The organism is Halomonas sp. IOP_14, from assembly GCF_021021315.1.
Classification (GTDB): domain Bacteria; phylum Pseudomonadota; class Gammaproteobacteria; order Pseudomonadales; family Halomonadaceae; genus Vreelandella; species Vreelandella titanicae.
On record NZ_JAINWD010000108.1, the window covers coordinates 1 to 1,125 of the forward strand.

1 protein-coding gene is annotated in these 1,125 nt (G+C 58.5%); it reads right to left on the reverse strand.

Features of this window, described 5'->3' with window-relative positions; all coding sequences use genetic code 11:
• Positions 1 to 1,125: amino acid adenylation domain-containing protein (locus tag K7H09_RS24310; RefSeq protein WP_230806380.1), on the reverse strand; the 1,125-nt coding region annotated here is incomplete at both ends.

Below are 1,125 nucleotides of genomic sequence, written 5' to 3' on the forward strand. Positions count from 1 at the left end.
CTGACCAGATTTCCGCCAGCGCTTCTTCCACCTCACCCTGGGGCGGCTCGTACCGCGAGTTACTGGCCAAATCCGGCGCGGGCAGAGCCTTACGGTCGACCTTACCGTTCGGGGTTAGCGGCAGCGCCTCCAGAGTGACTATCACTCCAGGCACCATATAGTCCGGTAGCTTTTGTCCCAGCGTTTCGCGTAGCGAGGTGGTATCGAGTTCAACGTCGATTTGGGGAACCACATAAGCCACCAACCTAGATCCGCTAAGCCCCTCTTGGGCAACCACCACTACCTCGCGTACCTCCGACAGGGCTAGCAGTTGGGCTTCAATCTCGCCTAGCTCAATACGGAAGCCGCGCACTTTGATCTGATGGTCAACCCGTCCCAAGTATTCAAGCTGACCATCCTCCCGCCAACGCACTAGATCACCCGTACGGTAGAGGCGTTCGCCCGCAGTAAAGGGGTCAGCCACAAAACGCTCTGTCGTCAGTTCAGCACGGCCCAGGTAGCCGCGCGCTAAGCCCACACCACCTAGATACAACTCCCCCGCCACGCCTAGGGGTGCCAAGTTGAGCGCACTATCCAAAACGTACAACTGCGTCGCCGCAATCGCCCTTCCCAGGAAAGCTTGGCAGCCCTTCACCTGATCCGTCGCTGACCAAATCGTGGTCTCAGTGGGGCCATACATGTTCCACAATTCGATCCCCTGAGTTTGCAGATCCTCAGCCAAATCAGGTGGCAAAGCCTCACCGCCACATAGCCCCTTAAAGCCTGCCGTTAGCGGAGCCGTCGTCCATGGCCAGCCTGACGAACGTAGCAACCGCCAGCCGGAGGGTGTCGCCTGCAGAACCGTCGCTTTCTCCTGATTGAGTAATTCACCCAAGGCCCTGCCATCTCGAGTCGTCTCGCGGCTCGCCAGCACCACCCTTGCGCCGCTGATCAATGGCAGATACAGCTCCAGGGCGGCAATATCGAACGATAGAGAGGTCACCGCCACCAGGATATCGTCTGGGCTTAGGCCAGGGGTTTCCTGCATGCTTAATAAGAAGTGGCTAAGGGCGTGATGACGCACCATCACCCCCTTGGGCCGACCAGTAGAGCCTGAGGTGTAAATGACATAGGCGAGATGTTCAC